The organism is Symbiopectobacterium purcellii (assembly GCF_052050035.1).
In the GTDB taxonomy this organism is placed as follows: domain Bacteria; phylum Pseudomonadota; class Gammaproteobacteria; order Enterobacterales; family Enterobacteriaceae; genus Symbiopectobacterium; species Symbiopectobacterium purcellii_A.
Genome location: NZ_CP189882.1, coordinates 3,489,402 through 3,505,027, shown reverse-complemented (window position 1 = coordinate 3,505,027; position 15,626 = coordinate 3,489,402). Strand labels below are relative to the sequence as shown.

Sequence of the window (15,626 nt, the reverse complement as noted above, 5' to 3'; positions counted from 1 at the left end):
AGCTAAACGACTTAATTTTGATTACATTATTTAAATGAGCTATTCAATTGATTTTAGACGTAAAGTGATATCTACACGGAAAAACGAAGGGTTGAGTATCCGAGAAACAGCGAAGCAATTTCGGATTGGCCCTGCCTCTGTATCGCGTTGGATTAATCAAATAGAGTCAAAAGCATCGACCACGCGTCAGCGAAAGATCGATAAATCCGAGTTGATAAAAGATGTTGAACAATATCCAGATGCTTACCAAAAAGAACGTGCAGAGCGTTTTGGCGTTTGTCAGAAGGCCATTTGGCAAGCGCTTAAAAAGCTGGGATTGACCTATAAAAAAAACTCTACGTCATCCGAAAGCCGACGAAAACGCCCGGCAGGGATTTCAACAAAAAAAACAACAGTATGAAAAAGAAGGTAAACCTATTGTTTTTATTGATGAAAGTGGTTTTTCACACGATGCCCCACGGACTCACGGCTATTCCCCAAAAGGTCAACGGTGTTTTGGCCTGAAGAACTGGGGAGCTAGGGGAAGAACAAATGTTATCGGCGCTTTATTAGGCACAACGCTGTTTGCTATCGGATTATTTGATATCAATATTAACAGCGATGTTTTCTATGCCTGGGTCACACAAGTCCTTATCCCAGTACTCCCTAAAAACAGTGTAATCATGATGGACAATGCCACTTTTCACAAAAAACATAATATTCAACAAGTCATCATCGATGCAGGGTATATGGTGGAGTATTTGCCTACATATTCGCCAGATCTTAACCCAATTGAGCATAAATGGGCACAAGCAAAAAGCAAAAAAAGAGAGATGGGTTGCGATACAGAGAGTTTGTTCTCAGTCCATATGGTGTAATCAAAATTAAGTCGCTTGGCTATATTGGTGATACGAATGTTCTGACTGTCCATAGGATCGATGGCATCGGTGTTTGGTGCATGCCAGGGCGACAGAATTTTTGTATTGTTGACGTTAACGTCATGCGCGTAACGCATCACCACGTGGAAACTCGGCGAGTGCGTCAGGGTAACGCCGTCCACCAACACGTTGCTGGAGCGGGTGATATAGATTAAGCGCGGACGGTCGGTACCGCCTTTCTTGCCCGTAGCGCGAATATTGGCACGCCAGCGTTCCCACCATACGGCACCTTGGCCATCAATAGTACCTTCACCGGTGATAGCGACGTTCTTGGCATCAGCAACACTGATAAACGGCAACCAGCCATTTTCCGCCTCGGCGTATTTGGTCTGCTCCGTGGCACGATAGGCCGCTTCTTCTGTCGACGCCACAATGGTGGCATTCTTCGCCAGGTTCAGACGCACATTACTTTTCAGGAACAGTGGGTTGACCAGATAGTTACCTTCCGGCACCAATACCGTACCGCCGCTTGCGGCCGCACAATCATCGATAGCGCGTTGGAATGAATCCGTATTCAATGCAATTTGCAGGCGATGGCCTTCCGCGCCATATTGCGTGACATCACACACACCTTGCCATTATCGGTAAAAGTGACAACGGCAGGTAAGGCTGCGACACCCGCCTGAGAACTGACCGCAATACATGCGCCAAGCAATGACAAAACAAACCCCTTCTTCATTCCAACACTCTATATTGAAAAGGTGTTTTAATAAAAAATTAAAAGATTTTCAATAAAAAACGACAGAACACGTTTGTGGAGTCTGTAAAGAATTTTGTGTAAATGGCTCCATTGCTTAACCGGAGATTCGTTCTCCATACATCAACATGAATTGGCTCATAGCAGGTTTCCAGTCTCTAAACTAGTTGCTGAATAGAGACTTGCATTTTTTGTCAGGCTATTGAGAATAAAAAGAGGTTTAACTTAGAGAATAAAGGTTTGAAATGATCAACAAAGAGCGGTTGTTACGAGATAATCGTTTATGTAAAGCAATCATTGGATTATCAGTCGAAGAATTGAAAAATTTAGCCGCTGAATTTTCAGCTTGTTATTTGATTTATCGGAAAAAGAATCGAAAAGATCACGAGCGGCAGATGGGTGCAGGGCAGAAAGGATTTATCCCAACCCCATTAGATAAACTGCTTTTTATTTTATTGTATTTAAAATGTTATCCGACCTATGATTTGCAAGGACTTCTTTTTGGTTTAGATAGAACACGGGTATGTCGCTGGGTAAAAATATTATTGCCGGTTTTAGAGATGACCTTGGGGCGAGAATGTGTTTTGCCCGCTCGTCAAATTCGCTCTGCTGAGGAATTTTTTCGCGCCTTTCCTGGAGTTAAAGACGTCTTTATTGATGGGACAGAGCGACCTGTCCAAAAGCCTAAGAATCTGCGTCGGCGAAAAAAAATGTATTCGGGAAAGAAAAGACAGACCACTCGAAAAGGGCTTATTATGACTGACGAAACAAGGCAAATTGGATTTATCCCCATGAGCAAAAATGGGCGCCGTCACGATAAACGCTTACTCGATAAAGTCGATATAATTCGCCATATTCCTCCTGAGGTAACCATCTGGGCAGATACCGGTTTTCAAGGTATAGATAAACAGCATCCTAATACACAAATTCCAAAAAAAGGAACTCGAAAAAGACCTTTATCGCCTGAACAAAAACAAGAAAATAAAATAATCTCGGGCATCCGTATTACAGTTGAACACGCCATCGCGGGAGTCTGTAAAGAATTTTGTGTAAATGGCTCCATTGCTTAACCGGAGATTCGTTCTCCATACATCAACATGAATTGGCTCATAGCAGGTTTCCAGTCTCTGATTGGCAAGGTCCATTTAGCAGAGATATTATGCAAGGCTAGATAGAGTAATTTTATCACCGAGTCATCCGTTGGAAATATTCGTCGCGTTTTCGTTATCTTGCGCAATGAAGCATTTAACGACTCTATCGCGTTGGTGGTGTAGATAACCTTGCGGATCTCCGGCGGAAAGTCAAAAATGACGATGAGACGTTCCCAATTATTTCTCCACGATGGGCTGATCGTCGGGAACTGTTAATCCCATTTGGCCGCGAAGGCATCCAGGGCCTCTTCAGCGCCCTCTAGCGTTGCGGAACTATAGATGGTGCGCAGGTCAGCAGCAACGGCCTTACGCTCTTTCCAGCCGACGTAGCGCAGCGAGTTCCGCACCTGATGCACAATGCAGAGCTGTACCCGCGTATGCGGGTAAACAGCTTCAATGGCATCAGGAAAGCCTTTCAGGCCATCGCAGCAGGCGACGAAGATGTCCTTTAGCCCACGATTTTTCAGTTCTGTCATCACAGATAACCAGAACTTGGCCCCCTCAGTTTTGGCTATCCATAGCCCCAGCAGCTCTTTTTCGCCCTGGCCGTTGACGCCGAGGGCCAGATAAACAGACTTGTTGGCCACGGCTCCGCCGTCCTGGCTTTTGACAACAATACAGTCAAGGTAAACAATGGGATAAAGCGCATCCAGCGGCCGTTGCTGCCAGCGCTTAACTTCATCCATCACAGCATTGGTCACTTGAGAAATGAAGCCAGCGGAAACATCGACCCCGTAGACTTCTTTAAAGTGTGCCTGAATATCACGGGTTGATAACCCTCTGGAATAGAGAGAAATAATGCGGTCATCGAAGCCGTTAAGCTGTTTTTCGTGCTTACCGATCAGTGTCGGCTCGAAGGTACTGTTGCGGTCGCGCGGAATATCGAGTTCGATCTCCCCATTTTGGCTACGTACGCTCTTGGATGTCTTGCCATTGCGTGAGTTGCCTGAATGATTACCAGCCGGGTCATGCTTAGCATACCCAAGGTGCATCTCCATCTCAGCTTCAAGAACCCGTTCCGCCAGTCTTTTAGTCAGCACCTTGAGTAGGCCTGATTCACCCAGCAGATCCTGAGGGGAGTGACAATCTTGAAGCAGTTGGTCAATAAGTTCGTTGCTGATAGGCATTTTGTTATCCTTTGAAGGTTTTCCTCAAAATGCCATTTACACAGATTATTTTACAGTCTCCATCGCGGGTATCAAGCGCCTCGGTTGCATGACCCAAATTTTACGGAATCGTAGACCCTTTATTGATGATACCTTCTTACTCCTTAGCGCCGGTCTTTGGAATTTCCATCTCAGAACAGCGTAAAATTTACTTCAATCACCGAAACACCCTTATTTCACTATTAAGCAACACGCTTTCTGATTGGCAAGGTCCATTTAGCAGAGATATTATGCAAGGCTAGATAGAGTAATTTTATCACCGAGTCATCCGTTGGAAATATTCGTCGCGTTTTCGTTATCTTGCGCAATGAAGCATTTAACGACTCTATCGCGTTGGTGGTGTAGATAACCTTGCGGATCTCCGGCGGAAAGTCAAAAATGACGATGAGACGTTCCCAATTATTTCTCCACGACGGGGGCTTTGTTGAATAATTTAACATGCTGATTTACATAATTATTATAACACTTCAACAACTAAGTTTTCCAGCCGTAATGCTTTTTATTGTGCTAACTACTTGATTTGTCGTTCTAACAAAATACAGTCTCTGTACATGCATTCTACCTAAAGAAGATGTAAATCAAACGGTTAAATTATTCAACAAAGCCCACGACGGGCTGATCGTCGGGAACTGCTCATACCATTTGGCCGCGAAGGCATCCAGGGCCTCTTCAGCGCCCTCTAGCGTTGCGGAACTATAGATAGTGCGCAGGTCAGCAGCAACGGCCTTACGCTCTTTCCAGCCGACGTAGCGCAGCGAGTTCCGCACCTGATGCACAATGCAGAGCTGTACCCGCGTATGCGGGTAAACTGCTTCAATGGCATCAGGAAAGCCTTTCAGGCCATCGCAGCAGGCGACGAAGATGTCCTTTAGCCCACGATTTTTCAGTTCTGTCATCACAGATATAGCCAAGCGACATTATTTTGATAACAGCCAGCTATGCTTCTTTGCCGCATATCAGGGCATAGGATGTAATCATTTTTAAGTCGGTTGGCTATAACCAGAACTTGGCCCCCTCAGTTTTGGCTATCCATAGCCCCAGCAGCTCTTTTTCGCCCTGGCCGTTGACGCCGAGGGCCAGATAAACAGACTTGTTGGCCACGGCTCCGCCGTCCTGGCTTTTGACAACAATACAGTCAAGGTAAACAATGGGATAAAGCGCATCCAGCGGCCGTTGCTGCCAGCGCTTAACGTCATCCATCACAGCATTGGTCACTTGAGAAATGAAGCCAGCGGAAACATCGACCCCGTAGACTTCTTTAAAGTGTGCCTGAATATCACGGGTTGATAACCCTCTGGAATAGAGAGAAATAATGCGGTCATCGAAGCCGTTAAGCTGTTTTTCATTCTTACCGATCAGTGTCGGCTCGAAGGTATAGCTAAACGACTTAATTTTGATTACATTATTTAAATGAGCTATTCAATTGATTTTAGACGTAAAGTGATATCTACACGGAAAAACGAAGGGTTGAGTATCCGAGAAACAGCGAAGCAATTTCGGATTGGCCCTGCCTCTGTATCGCGTTGGATTAATCAAATAGAGTCAAAAGCATCGACCACGCGTCAGCGAAAGATCGATAAATCCGAGTTGATAAAAGATGTTGAACAATATCCAGATGCTTACCAAAAAGAACGTGCAGAGCGTTTTGGCGTTTGTCAGAAGGCCATTTGGCAAGCGCTTAAAAAGCTGGGATTGACCTATAAAAAAAACTCTACGTCATCCGAAAGCCGACGAAAACGCCCGGCAGGGATTTCAACAAAAAAAACAACAGTATGAAAAAGAAGGTAAACCTATTGTTTTATTGATGAAAGTGGTTTTTCACACGATGCCCCACGGACTCACGGCTATTCCCCAAAAGGTCAACGGTGTTTTGGCCTGAAGAACTGGGGAGCTAGGGGAAGAACAAATGTTATCGGCGCTTTATTAGGCACAACGCTGTTTGCTATCGGATTATTTGATATCAATATTAACAGCGATGTTTTCTATGCCTGGGTCACACAAGTCCTTATCCCAGTACTCCCTAAAAACAGTGTAATCATGATGGACAATGCCACTTTTCACAAAAAACATAATATTCAACAAGTCATCATCGATGCAGGGTATATGGTGGAGTATTTGCCTACATATTCGCCAGATCTTAACCCAATTGAGCATAAATGGGCACAAGCAAAAAGCAAAAAAAGAGAGATGGGTTGCGATACAGAGAGTTTGTTCTCAGTCCATATGGTGTAATCAAAATTAAGTCGCTTGGCTATACTGTTGCGGTCGCGCGGAATATCGAGCTCGATCTCCCCATTTTGGCTACGTACGCTCTTGGATGTCTTGCCATTGCGGGAGTTGCCTGAATGATTACCTGCCGGGTCATGCTTAGCATACCCAAGGTGCATCTCCATCTCAGCTTCAAGAACCCGTTCCGCCAGTCTTTTAGTCAGCACCTTGAGTAGGCCTGATTCACCCAGCAGATCCTGAGGGGAGTGACAATCTTGAAGCAGTTGGTCAATAAGTTCGTTGCTGATAGGCATTTTGTTATCCTTTGAAGGTTTTCCTCAAAATGCCATTTACACAGATTATTTTACAGTCTCCGTTTGTGATGCTGAGCGCGCTAAAAATGTTATCGCTAATATTTAACTGTTACGTCCATCACAAAAGAGCGACTCACACTCAATGAGCGGCAGATGTAAAAAAAGAGGGCTTGCCAATCCGCAAGCCCTCCTTAATGTTAGCGCGACCATTTTATCAACGGTATTGAATTTCGCCTTTAGGCGCATAGGCCGCTGCATCAAGCGGTGAATGCTGCTCGATATACTGTTTCAACACCTCTGCATCGACAAAACCGGTGTTGACATAGGTCGGCAAGCCATCCAGACGCGGATAACCATCGCCGCCCATCGCGTTGAAGTTCAGTGTGGCCATGCGGTAGGTTTTATCCGCCTGCAACGGTTCACCCTTGATTTTCACCTCCTGCACGCCCTGCCCATCGGCCACCAGGCTGACGTTCAGGAATTGGGCATAGACACCGGAATCCACTTTCTTGTTCGCCACCGCGGCCAGGTATTTCTCAACCTCGCTGCATTTCATATCGACATAGACCAAGGTGTTAGCAAACGGCTGCACTTTCAGTACCGTTTTATAGGTGATATCACCGGGTTAAATGGAATCGCGTATCCCACCGCCGCTCATCACGGCAAAATCCGCATTGGCACGTTCGCGTTGGGCCGATAACAGCAGATGCCCCAGATTGGTTTGATAGAAGCGCACCTGCTTACGATCGCCATCCAGCGTGCCATTGACGCTCCCCACCTTCACTTCCAACTGCGCCTGGCCTTTCTCCTGGAACGGCGTCAGCATTTTCACCACGCCATCATCTTGTTTGATCTCCTGGGTATAATAGACGCGCTCGGTGCCGCCACCGGTCTTCTCCACCTTTTTCTTCAGGTTGACCGGAATAAGTTGGTAATGAGCCAGCGTCAGCGTGCCATTTTTGAACGTGAAATCAGCGCGCCCAACATATTTACCCCATTCGTGAGCCTGCACGATCCAAGTGCCATTTTGCCGGTCCGGCGCACAGAGGGTACCCGGCACATAATCCACCTGTTTCTTGTTTTCACTCGCCATGCAGACCGGATCTTGTGAGTGACCACCCACAATCATGTCCAGATAGCCTGCTGGCTGGCTGCGCGCCATTTCGACATCCCCTGGCGCATTAGGCTGTGTCCCTTAATTGCTTGAGCTATAGTATCCATCTGTTTCTAAGACACTTTGGATTATGGCTCGCTACGATCTTTCTGATGAAGCATGGGCAATCATTGAGCACTTGTTACCAACCGTTTTGACATCTCCGCAGGCAGGCCGGCCATGGACAGAACATCGCAAAATCGTCAACGGCATGTTCTGGATACTGTGTTCAGGTGCCCCATGGCGTGATTTACCTGAACGTTACGGCCCATGGAAAACCGTTTATAACCGTTTCAATAGATGGTCAAAGTCTGGAGTTATTAACATTATTTTTAATAAGTTACTTTCATTTCTTGATGCTCATGGACTTGTTGACTGGTCAGCCATTGCGCTGGATGGCAGCAATATCCGTGCGCTCAAATGTGCGGCTGGCGCTCAAAAAAACATCCCAATATTACCAACGATAACAGCCTGGGTCGCTCACGAGGTGGTTATGACACCAAAATCCACATGGCGACTGACGGAAGCTGCATCCCGCTAAATATCGTACTGAGTGCTGGGGCGCCCCATTCCCACTCGAAACGCAACAAAACGGTAGAGGCTTATGCCACCAGTAAGTGCGTTAAAAATACCTCATTGGGGGAACGATAGCCCAGCGATTTTCTGCGCCTTGTATTGAGTATGTGTTCGAGTTCGGCAATCTTACGATGACTGACCTGACTGAAGTCTGTTCCCTTTGGGTAAAAACGTCGTATCAGCCCGTTGGTGTGCTCATTCAAGCCCCTCTCCCAGGAATGATAAGGATGGGCAAAGTAGACCTGCGCCCCTGTGATTTGAGTAATTTGCTCGTGCAGAGCGAATTCAGGGCCGTTATAGCCAAGCGACTTAATTTTGATTACACCATATGGACTGAGAACAAACTCTCTGTATCGCAACCCATCTCTCTTTTTTTGCTTTTTGCTTTTTGCTTGTGCCCATTTATGCTCAATTGGGTTAAGATCTGGCGAATATGTAGGCAAATACTCCACCATATACCCTGCATCGATGATGACTTGTTGAATATTATGTTTTTTGTGAAAAGTGGCATTGTCCATCATGATTACACTGTTTTTAGGGAGTACTGGGATAAGGACTTGTGTGACCCAGGCATAGAAAACATCGCTGTTAATATTGATATCAAATAATCCGATAGCAAACAGCGTTGTGCCTAATAAAGCGCCGATAACATTTGTTCTTCCCCTAGCTCCCCAGTTCTTCAGGCCAAAACACCGTTGACCTTTTGGGGAATAGCCGTGAGTCCGTGGGGCATCGTGTGAAAAACCACTTTCATCAATAAAAACAATAGGTTTACCTTCTTTTTCATACTGTTGTTTTTTTTGTTGAAATCCCTGCCGGGCGTTTTCGTCGGCTTTCGGATGACGTAGAGTTTTTTTTATAGGTCAATCCCAGCTTTTTAAGCGCTTGCCAAATGGCCTTCTGGGCTTTGTTGAATAATTTAACCGTTTGATTTACATCTTCTTTAGTTAGAATGCATTTACAGAGAATGTATTTTGTTAGAACGACAAATCAAATAGTTAGCACAATAAAAAGCATTCCGAGAGGAAAAATTAGTCGTTGAAATTTTATAATGCTTATATAAATCAGTATCTTACACGTTCTTTTTGGTAAGCATCTGGATATTGTTCAACATCTTTTATCAACTCGGATTTATCGATCTTTCGCTGACGCGTGGTCGATGCTTTTGACTCTATTTGATTAATCCAACGCGATACAGAGGCAGGGCCAATCCGAAATTGCTTCGCTGTTTCTCGGATACTCAACCCTTCGTTTTTCCGTGTAGATATCACTTTACGTCTAAAATCAATTGAATAGCTCATTTAAATAATGTAATCAAAATTAAGTCGTTTAGCTATATCAGCTGTTAGGGTCTTAAACTTGCAAAAGGTATTAGCTTCAATGTCCCTGAAAGCAGCAACCACAGTCTCCGCACGCTTATTAGGCAGTTTGCGAATGATGACGGTTTTCAATGCTTTATCTACGATGGTTAACAAGAATGACTTCTGGTCTTTGCCAAAAATAGTGTCAATTTCGAAGTGGCCAGGCTCCTGTTTAAGCTCGGCTTGAGCTGGGCGATACTCAATACCAACACGGTTGGGAATAGGGCCTGATTTGAGGTTTTCGGCATTGTACCTGTAACGTTTTCCCCGATGAGGAAGTTGCTGATATAGCTCCCCGCCAGCCTGTCTCTCCTGCAGGATATAGCGATATAGCGTATTCTTGCTGACAGATATACCGAATTCCAGGTGCAAACGGCCACTGATGATTTCAGGTGAAGAGTGAGTGGAAAGCGCCTGCCTGATGAAGTTCTGAATGTGTGGCTCCAACGGGTAAAAAGCATTGTTTGGCAGAGGCTTATGACGGCGTTCCCGGGCCAGAATGTCCGCCCTTCTACAGCAGTAGACACCATTGAAAGTAGGGTCGGTATTGCGTCTGAGTTCCCTGCTGATGGTCGAGCGAGGCAGAGCAAGCTCTCTGGCGATGGTAGCTTGGTTGACACCTTCACCACGCCGCTTTTCGATGTAGAACCGTTCTTTCTGAGTCAGATGTTTTCCCTGCATGCAACAGGCTCTCCAGTATGGCCAGAACGGTGATTTTATCCGACTCTGGCAAGTGGGTCACTTTGTTGCGTTTCGAGTGGGAATGGGCCGGCAGGCTCACGAAAGCCTGTTCGCGTTACGACTCCTGGACGGCATTAGCGTGCAACGGCAGAACGGTAGCATGAAGCGTCGTGGTCATGCGGTACTGGCTGACAAAGCCTACTCTGGCAATACACTCAATAACTATTTGAAAAGAAAAGGGATAATAGCGGTTATCCCCCGAAAATCAAATGAAAAACTGGCTTCAGATGGACGCTCACAACTTTATCGTGATGCTTATCGCCGTCGCAACGTTGTAGAAAGATGTTTTGGCCGTTTAAAGGAATATAGACGGATTGCCACACGTTATGAAAAAACGGCAAGAAACTATCTAGCAATGGTGAAACTGGGCTGCATCCGCTTGTTTTACGCCCGGTTACGTAATTAAGGGACACAGCCTAGAGCCGTGCTGACCATCGTCATAGTGCCCCATATGGGTTGCAGCGATAATCACATCGGGTTTTTCGGTGCTACGCAACTGTTCGACCACCGATTTCACTTCCGTCGACGGCTTGCGAAACTCGATATCAGTGAAAAATTCCGGGTTACCCAATTTTGCCGTGTCATCAGTGGTCATGCCGATAACCGCAATCTTGATGCCTTGCTTATCAAACAGTGCATAGGGTTTGAACAGACGTTGCTGTGTACTCTTTTGATAGATGTTGGCAGACAACAGCGGGAATGTTGCCCACTTCTCTTGCTGGCGCAAAACAGAGAGCGGATTATCAAACTCATGGTTACCGAGCGCCATGGCATCATAGCCCACCATATTCATGCCACGAAAATCGGGCTCTGCATCCTGCAAGTCAGATTCCGGCACCCCGGTGTTGATATCCCCACCGGACAGCAACAGCACGCTGCCGCCTTTAGCCTCCATCTCCTGACGAATCTGATCCACCAGCGTTTTCTGCGCAGCCAACCCATATTCGCCGTATTCGTTATGCCAGAAATGGCCGTGGTGATCGTTGGTGTGGAGGATGGTGATGTCATAGGTTTTATCTTTTTCCCACGCCAACGCCCCTGCCGAGGTAAAAACCAGCGACATCGCAATAGCACGTCCTAACGCTTTCGTTGCAAAACGCATGGAAACTCTCCGTTAAGTAAACAACCCCTGTTAAAAGAATGCGATAGCAGCCCTCTGCCCGTCCTGGTCTTAGTCAGGTACGCGCAGGTTGAGATCTCCCTCCAGAATAGCGCACTTTTCCCCAACGCTCGATTTCATTTGCACCCTGTGACCTGTATCACAAGAAAAACCGGCGTTGCGCGCATGAATCACCAGAGAAAGCTGATGAAAATGGTCAGTTCATTTGATTCTGTTGTATTTATGTCATTTACCCCCGCTATTCTAAGGTTTTTAATGCCGAGAAACCGGTACCCCTCAACGCGCAGGATGAAAATGCAGAATAACAGACATGAGAAAGTATCTTCATGACAGCAATAACGTTGGTTTATCAATGCTAATCTGACGAAAGCATCATGAAATCTATGTTAGACTTAGATTCAATGAATAAACGAAGATTTTTACTAGAATATCCTCATTTCCCCAAGCAGGATTTCTTCAAATGAAATAGAATTTGTTCAGAAGTCTGCTCATGAACGTTTTTCAACAATGGCAAAAGGAGTCGGGATGCATGCAACCACACCACTAATATCCACCATTGCCGTAGGGCTGGTCCTCGCGTTCTTGCTGGGGATTCTGGCCAATCGACTGCGCATTTCCCCTTTAGTCGGCTATCTGGTCGCTGGGGTTCTGGTGGGGCCGTTTACCCCAGGTTTCGTCGCGGATACCGCGTTAGCACCTGAATTGGCTGAACTTGGGGTTATTCTGCTGATGTTTGGTGTCGGCCTGCATTTCTCACTGAAAGACCTGATGGCGGTGAAATCCATCGCTATTCCCGGCGCGATTGCACAAATTGCCGTTGCCACGTTGCTGGGTATGGGTCTTTCCTCTCTGCTCGGCTGGAGCCTGGCGAGCGGGCTGGTGTTTGGGCTTTGCTTATCCACCGCCAGTACCGTGGTACTGCTGCGCGCGTTGGAAGAACGGCAACTGATTGACAGCCAGCGAGGACAAATCGCTATTGGTTGGCTGATCGTGGAAGATTTAGCGATGGCTTTGACGCTGGTATTGCTGCCTGCGTTCCGTGACATGATAGGCGCGGAGCATGCCGATACCGGCAAGCTGATTCGTGACCTGGCATGGACCATCGGCAAGGTCGTTGCCTTTATCACACTGATGATTGTGGTGGGTCGCCGCCTGGTACCCTGGGTGCTGGCAAAAAGCGCCGCAACCGGCTCACGGGAGCTGTTTACCCTCGCCGTGTTGGCGATGGCACTCGGTATCGCTTTCGGCGCTGTGAAGCTGTTTGATGTCTCATTCGCGCTGGGCGCCTTCTTTGCCGGTGTGGTGCTGAACGAATCAGAACTCAGTCAACGCGCCGCCCACGATACGCTGCCGCTGCGTGACGCCTTCGCCGTACTGTTTTTTGTTTCGGTGGGCATGCTGTTCGATCCAATGATTCTGGTGAATCAGCCGATGGCCGTCATCATTACGCTGGCCATTATCGTGTTCGGTAAATCGGCTGCCTCGTTTATGTTGGTTCGTCTGTTCGGTCACTCCAAGCGTACCGCGCTGACCATCTCGACCAGTCTGGCGCAGATTGGCGAGTTCGCCTTTATCCTGGCAGGTCTGGGCGTTGTGCTCGGTCTCTTGTCCGAACAGGGGCGCAATCTGGTGCTGGCAGGGGCGATCCTGTCGATTATGATCAACCCGTTGCTCTTTACGCTGCTGGAACGCTATCTGGAGAAAACAGAGACCATTGATGAGCAGATCGTGGAAGAGGCCATCGAAGAAGAGAAGCAGATCCCGGTTGATATGTGCAATCACGCGCTATTGGTCGGTTATGGGCGCGTTGGCAGCCTGATCGGGGCCAAACTGCATCAAGAGGATATTCCTGTTGTGGTTATCGAGAATTCGCGTGCACGGGTAGATGCGCTGCGCGAGCAAGGCATCAAGGCCGTGTTGGGGAATGCCACTAAAGTAGAAATCATGGAGTTGGCGCGGTTGGATTGTGCCCGCTGGCTGCTGCTGACCATTCCTAACGGCTACGAGGCAGGCGAAATCGTTGCGGCAGCGCGTGAAAAACGCCCGGACCTGGAGATCATTGCGCGCGCGCATTATGACGATGAAGTCAGCTATATCACTGAACACGGCGCCAATCAGGTCGTGATGGGTGAAAGCGAAATTGCCAACAGCATGATTACCCTGCTACAGTTTGAGCAGGTAAAGGCTGAAGAATTAAAAGAGTGCCCAATTTAATAGCGATGCGCAGCGGTAGTCCCGCTGCGCCCTTTTATCTGTGCTGTTTTACCTACTCGTCACGCACCAGTGCTTCTAACAAATCAATGTGCCGCGCATCGTCATTTAACGCCGGAATATAAGCAAACCGTTCACCGCCAGCATGCAGAAAAATCTCCCGGTTCTGCTCCTGAATCTCTTCCAACGTTTCCAGACAATCGGCAGCAAATCCCGGGCAAATAACCTGAATGTGTTTGATCCCCTGCGCGGGTAATCCCTTTAACGTTTCATCCGTATAGGGCGTCAACCAGGGTTCACGGCCAAAGCGTGATTGGAAGGTCATTTGCGCCTGCTCCGGTGCCAACCCCAATGCAGCGATCATCGCCTGTGCCGTTGCCTGACAGCCCTGGGGATAATCATCCCCCTCCGTAGCATAACGCACCGGAATGCCATGGAACGATATCACTAAGCGGTCTGGCACACCTTGGCGCGCGAATGACGCTTCCACACGCTGCTTTAGCGCATCGATATAGACCGGGTGCGTTGCATAATCGCGGATAAAACGGATACCGGGTATCTGGCGGCGCGTGCGCAGTGCGTCGGCCAGTCCATCCCATACCGCCCCCGTGGTGGAGCAGGAATATTGTGGGTAGAGCGGCAGCACCACCAGTTGAGTGACGCCTTGCGACAACAGGCTATCTAACGCGGACGGCAAGCTCGGTGAACCATAGCTCATGCCTAGCGCCACCGGAATATCGTCGCCCAAACGCGCGGAGAGCGCGCATTCCTGACGTCGACTGAATGCCAACAACGGGGAACCGCCAACCGTCCAGATGGACTGATACAGTTTGGCGACACGGGGAGAACGAAAAGGCAGGATCACGCCATTCAACAGCGGCCACCAGAGCCAGCGCGGCGTATCCACCACGCGTTTATCACTAAGAAACTGAGCCAGGTAGCGTTTCACCGCCTGCGGCGTCGGGGCTTCGGGCGTCCCCAGATTCACCATCAGTACGCCCACTTTTTGTTGACTCATCGTCTGCCCTCATAAATTTGTTGACTCATCGTCTGCCCTCATAAAAAGGCTGCTCGCCGTACACATGTGGTACACCGGGAAGCGGTTATCGTTACCAGCGCTGAGTGTAGCGAAAATGTTGCCCGGACGGGATAGGAAAAGCGATATTATTACCGATACTTGCCATTGAAGTCGCGAATGGCAGACGATAACGCGGGAAGTCGGCAAAAAAAAACCGGCACACAGGGTACCGGCATTTTCAGGCGACGCAGCGATAGGTTAACCCAGAATGGATTCCAACTCAGCGCGCACTTCTGCTACCTGACGGGTTCCGTCTACTTTGTGGTAGCGGGTATTACCCGCTTTGGCATCTTTCTGGTAGTAGTCCACCAGCGGCGCAGTTTGCTGATGATATTCCACCAGACGTTTACGCACGGTATCTTCATGATCGTCTTTACGGATGGTCAATTCTTCACCCGTAACATCGTCTTTACCTTCAACCTTTGGCGGGTTGTACTTCACATGGTACACACGACCCGATGCCGCATGCACGCGACGGCCAATGATACGATCGACAATCAGTTCGTCAGGCACGGCGAACTCAATAACGTTATCAACCTGAATATCAGCATCTTTCATGGCATCCGCTTGCGGAATGGTGCGAGGAAAGCCATCCAGTAGGAAACCGTTACGGCAATCATACTGGGCGATACGCTCTTTCACCAGGGCAATAACCAATTCATCCGTGACCAGTTTGCCTGCGTCCATGATTTCTTTGGCCTGTTTGCCCAGTTCGGTCCCGGCTTTCACCGCCGCACGCAACATATCACCTGTGGAAATTTGCGGAATGCCATACTTTTCCATAATGAATTGTGCTTGAGTGCCTTTGCCTGCGCCCGGAGCGCCCAGCAGAATAATACGCATTGCGTAAATCCCCTTGCTATGTAGATTTTTAAAATAAATTTGAAAACGCTCAACCATACCATTCCAGAGGCTTATCCTCAAGGAACGGGC

Annotated in this window: 14 protein-coding genes and 7 pseudogenes; 9 read left to right on the top strand and 12 right to left on the bottom strand. The window is 47.8% G+C overall.

Annotation, left to right across the window (positions count from 1 at the left end):
* Positions 1–34: 34 nt before the first annotated feature.
* Positions 35–400: an IS630 transposase-related protein gene (locus ACQGXV_RS23985; protein WP_440862584.1), complete on the top strand. Its 366-nt coding sequence runs from the start codon at positions 35–37 to the stop codon at positions 398–400.
* Entirely contained in the window at positions 324–857 is a 534-nt protein-coding gene (locus ACQGXV_RS23980) for an IS630 family transposase (protein WP_440862665.1), read from the top strand. The genes ACQGXV_RS23985 and ACQGXV_RS23980 overlap by 77 nt, the downstream gene beginning before the upstream one ends.
* A 23-nt stretch (positions 858–880) precedes the next feature.
* On the opposite strand, the pseudogene ACQGXV_RS23975 reads toward ACQGXV_RS23980, so the two are convergent.
* A pseudogene (locus ACQGXV_RS23975) lies at positions 881–1,596 on the bottom strand (glycoside hydrolase family 28 protein); the annotation flags it as partial.
* A 263-nt stretch (positions 1,597–1,859) separates the two neighbouring features.
* Between ACQGXV_RS23975 and ACQGXV_RS23970 the strand changes: the two are divergent.
* Positions 1,860–2,684, top strand: a complete 825-nt coding sequence (locus ACQGXV_RS23970; protein WP_440863400.1) for a transposase family protein — start codon at positions 1,860–1,862, stop codon at positions 2,682–2,684.
* Here the strand turns inward: ACQGXV_RS23970 and ACQGXV_RS23965 are convergent.
* Positions 2,681–3,892: pseudogene (locus ACQGXV_RS23965) on the bottom strand (IS256 family transposase). The gene ACQGXV_RS23970 and the pseudogene ACQGXV_RS23965 overlap by 4 nt on opposite strands.
* Here ACQGXV_RS23965 and ACQGXV_RS23960 point away from each other — a divergent pair.
* Positions 3,879–4,076, top strand: a complete 198-nt coding sequence (locus ACQGXV_RS23960) for a hypothetical protein (protein WP_440863399.1) — start codon at positions 3,879–3,881, stop codon at positions 4,074–4,076. The pseudogene ACQGXV_RS23965 and the gene ACQGXV_RS23960 sit on opposite strands and share 14 nt — an antisense overlap.
* A 37-nt stretch (positions 4,077–4,113) precedes the next feature.
* Here ACQGXV_RS23960 and ACQGXV_RS23955 read toward each other — a convergent pair whose 3' ends face one another.
* Positions 4,114–4,377, bottom strand: coding sequence for a transposase (locus ACQGXV_RS23955; RefSeq protein ID WP_440867576.1), 264 nt, complete (start codon positions 4,375–4,377; stop codon positions 4,114–4,116).
* Between the two features lie 159 nt (positions 4,378–4,536).
* A pseudogene (locus ACQGXV_RS23950) lies at positions 4,537–5,305 on the bottom strand (transposase); the annotation flags it as partial.
* A 36-nt stretch (positions 5,306–5,341) separates the two neighbouring features.
* Between ACQGXV_RS23950 and ACQGXV_RS23945 the strand changes: the two are divergent.
* Together ACQGXV_RS23945 and ACQGXV_RS23940 are read left to right on the top strand one after the other, a co-directional pair.
* The gene (locus ACQGXV_RS23945) at positions 5,342–5,707 is read left to right on the top strand and encodes an IS630 transposase-related protein (RefSeq protein WP_440862584.1); all 366 of its coding nucleotides are present in this window, start codon (positions 5,342–5,344) and stop codon (positions 5,705–5,707) included.
* Between the two features lie 24 nt (positions 5,708–5,731).
* A complete protein-coding gene (locus ACQGXV_RS23940; RefSeq protein WP_440867233.1) occupies positions 5,732–6,163 on the top strand; it encodes an IS630 family transposase in 432 nt (143 codons plus the stop codon).
* Between the two features lie 26 nt (positions 6,164–6,189).
* On the opposite strand, the pseudogene ACQGXV_RS23935 reads toward ACQGXV_RS23940, so the two are convergent.
* A pseudogene (locus ACQGXV_RS23935) lies at positions 6,190–6,453 on the bottom strand (transposase); the annotation flags it as partial.
* Positions 6,454–6,667: 214 nt separating this feature from the next.
* Positions 6,668–7,636, bottom strand: a pseudogene (locus tag ACQGXV_RS23930) (5'-nucleotidase C-terminal domain-containing protein); the annotation flags it as partial.
* 61 nt (positions 7,637–7,697) lie between these two features.
* Between ACQGXV_RS23930 and ACQGXV_RS23925 the strand changes: the two are divergent.
* Positions 7,698–8,171: pseudogene (locus tag ACQGXV_RS23925) on the top strand (IS5 family transposase); the annotation flags it as partial.
* Positions 8,172–8,208: 37 nt separating this feature from the next.
* Here the strand turns inward: ACQGXV_RS23925 and ACQGXV_RS23920 are convergent.
* The 3 genes from ACQGXV_RS23920 to ACQGXV_RS23910 form a co-directional block, all read right to left on the bottom strand.
* Positions 8,209–9,042 (bottom strand): IS630 family transposase, encoded by an 834-nt coding sequence (locus ACQGXV_RS23920; RefSeq protein WP_440867575.1) that lies wholly within the window; start codon positions 9,040–9,042, stop codon positions 8,209–8,211.
* A gap of 204 nt (positions 9,043–9,246) precedes the next feature.
* On the bottom strand, positions 9,247–9,483 hold the full coding sequence (locus ACQGXV_RS23915) for an IS630 transposase-related protein (protein WP_440863398.1): 237 nt from the start codon (positions 9,481–9,483) through the stop codon (positions 9,247–9,249).
* A complete protein-coding gene (locus ACQGXV_RS23910; protein ID WP_440863397.1) occupies positions 9,484–10,224 on the bottom strand; it encodes an IS30 family transposase in 741 nt (246 codons plus the stop codon). It abuts the gene before it with no gap.
* On the opposite strand from ACQGXV_RS23910, the gene ACQGXV_RS23905 reads away from it, so the two are divergent.
* The gene (locus ACQGXV_RS23905) at positions 10,223–10,690 is read left to right on the top strand and encodes an IS5 family transposase (RefSeq protein ID WP_440863396.1); all 468 of its coding nucleotides are present in this window, start codon (positions 10,223–10,225) and stop codon (positions 10,688–10,690) included. The two genes, ACQGXV_RS23910 and ACQGXV_RS23905, sit on opposite strands and share 2 nt — an antisense overlap.
* A gap of 12 nt (positions 10,691–10,702) precedes the next feature.
* Here the strand turns inward: ACQGXV_RS23905 and ACQGXV_RS23900 are convergent.
* Positions 10,703–11,386 (bottom strand): annotated as a pseudogene (locus tag ACQGXV_RS23900) (metallophosphoesterase); the annotation flags it as partial.
* Between the two features lie 543 nt (positions 11,387–11,929).
* Between ACQGXV_RS23900 and ybaL the strand changes: the two are divergent.
* The gene (ybaL, locus tag ACQGXV_RS23895; RefSeq protein ID WP_440863395.1) at positions 11,930–13,618 is read left to right on the top strand and encodes a YbaL family putative K(+) efflux transporter; all 1,689 of its coding nucleotides are present in this window, start codon (positions 11,930–11,932) and stop codon (positions 13,616–13,618) included.
* 52 nt (positions 13,619–13,670) lie between these two features.
* Here ybaL and hemH read toward each other — a convergent pair whose 3' ends face one another.
* On the bottom strand, positions 13,671–14,633 hold the full coding sequence (gene hemH, locus ACQGXV_RS23890) for a ferrochelatase (protein ID WP_440863394.1): 963 nt from the start codon (positions 14,631–14,633) through the stop codon (positions 13,671–13,673).
* Between the two features lie 258 nt (positions 14,634–14,891).
* A complete protein-coding gene (adk, locus tag ACQGXV_RS23885) occupies positions 14,892–15,536 on the bottom strand; it encodes an adenylate kinase (RefSeq protein ID WP_440867574.1) in 645 nt (214 codons plus the stop codon).
* Positions 15,537–15,626: the final 90 nt, after the last annotated feature.